This window comes from Actinomadura sp. NPDC048032 (assembly GCF_040653175.1).
GTDB lineage: Bacteria > Actinomycetota > Actinomycetes > Streptosporangiales > Streptosporangiaceae > Spirillospora > Spirillospora verrucosospora.
The window spans coordinates 1-1777 of the sequence record NZ_JBEZJP010000765.1 but is presented as its reverse complement, the minus strand read 5'-3'; the positions used below and the strand labels follow the sequence as shown (position 1 = coordinate 1777).

Sequence of the window (1777 nt, the reverse complement as noted above, 5' to 3'; positions counted from 1 at the left end):
GAGGCCGCCGACGTCGACCGCGCCCGCGCCGAGGTGTCGGCGGCCGCCGGCCGGATGGGCCGGGAGATGCCCGCCGCGGGGCTGCGCGAGCTCCTGGCCGGGGCCCTGGAGGCCGACCGCTGGGACGAGGTGGCCGAACGCTGCCTGAGCTGCGGAAACTGCACGATGGTGTGCCCGACCTGCTTCTGCACGAGGGTCGCCGACACCACCGACCTGACCGGCGACCACGCCGAGCGCTGGCAGCTCTGGGACTCCTGCTTCGACCCGGACTTCACCCATCTGCACGGGGGCGACGTCCGGGCGTCCGCCAAGAGCCGCTACCGCCAGTGGCTGACCCACAAGCTCGGGACCTGGCACGACCAGTTCGGCTCCTCCGGCTGCGTGGGCTGCGGCCGGTGCATCGTCTGGTGCCCGGTCGGCATCGACCTGACCGTCGAGGTCGCGGCCCTGCGCACCGAGGCCGCCGGGGAGGGCCCGGGAGGCCCAAAGACCCAAAAATAGGAGCAATTCGCCTCTGACCGTCCAGCCGGCCCCGCGCGAGCCTGGTGGCATCGGTAGGAGGCTCGCGATGAAGCAGACGTTCAGATTCGGCACCTTCCGCGGGATCCCGGTCGGGATGCACTGGTCGGTTCTGGTGATCATGCTGGTGATCGCCGAGATCCTCGCGCGCTCGGTGCTGCCCACCGCCGACCCGGGCGCGTCCTCCGGCGTGCGCTGGACGGCGGCCGTGGTGGCCGCGGTGCTGTTCATGGGCTCGCTGGCCGCGCACGAGTTCGCGCACGCGCTGGTCGCCCGCCGCCGCGGCGTCCGGGTCGGCTCGATCACGCTGTGGGCGCTCGGCGGCCTCGCGGAACTGGACGGCGAACCCGGCACCGCCCGCGACGATCTCCAGATCGCCGGGGTCGGCCCGCTGACCAGCGCGGTGGCCGGGGCGGCGTTCGCCGGGGCCTGGGCGGCCGGGCACGCGCTCGGCGCCCCCGTCATCGTCACCGCCTCGCTGAGCTGGCTGGCGGCGACCAACCTCCTGATCGCGGTGTTCAACCTGCTCCCCGGCGCGCCGCTGGACGGCGGGCGCATCCTGCGCGCGCTGCTGTGGGGCCGGAGCGGGGACCGGGCCGCCGCGACCCGCAGCGCCCAGCGCGCCGGGATGGTGCTCGGCCAGGTCATGATCGGCGCAGGTCTGCTGACGCTGCTGCTGTGGAGCTGGTTCAACGGGCTGTGGCTGGCCGTGGTCGGCTGGTTCATCGCCGGCTCGGCGCGGGCCGAGGCGCGCTTCACCGACCTGCGCGAGGCCGCGAAGGACCTGCGGGTCGCCGACGTCATGACGCGCGACCCCGACCACGGCTGGGCGTGGCAGCCCGCGGCCGCGTTCGTCCAGGACGTGGCGGTGCGGTCGCACCAGACGGTGTTCCCGGTCGTGAGCGTGGCCGGCGACCCCGTCGGCGCCGTCACGGTGGACCGGCTGTCCCGCGTCCCGGAGCGGGAGGCCGGCGTCACCCTGGGCGATCTGAGCGTGCCGCTCGGCGCCGACCGGATCATCGACCCGGAGCGGCCGGCGGACGTCCTGCTCCAGATGGCCCCCGTGGCGGGCAGCCTCGTCGCGGTCGTCGCCGCCGACCACCACCTGCTCGGGATCGTCACCACCGACGACCTCCAGCGGATGATGCGCCGGACCCGGCTCAGCCGCGGCAGCCCCGAACGCGCGCGCTACATCTTCCGCCCCGGCCTCGACCCCGAGGGCGCCCTGCCGCCCAACGACTGGGAGTCCCGCTTCGGC

2 protein-coding genes are annotated in these 1777 nt (G+C 74.8%); both read left to right on the top strand.

Annotated features, from left to right (window positions below; translation table 11 throughout):
• On the top strand, positions 1-501 hold a 501-nt coding region (locus AB0C69_RS42005), incomplete at its 5' end, for a 4Fe-4S dicluster domain-containing protein (protein ID WP_360362457.1).
• Positions 502-568: 67 nt separating this feature from the next.
• Positions 569-1777, top strand: a 1209-nt coding sequence (locus AB0C69_RS42000; protein WP_360362454.1) for a site-2 protease family protein, incomplete at its 3' end; no start/stop codon positions are given.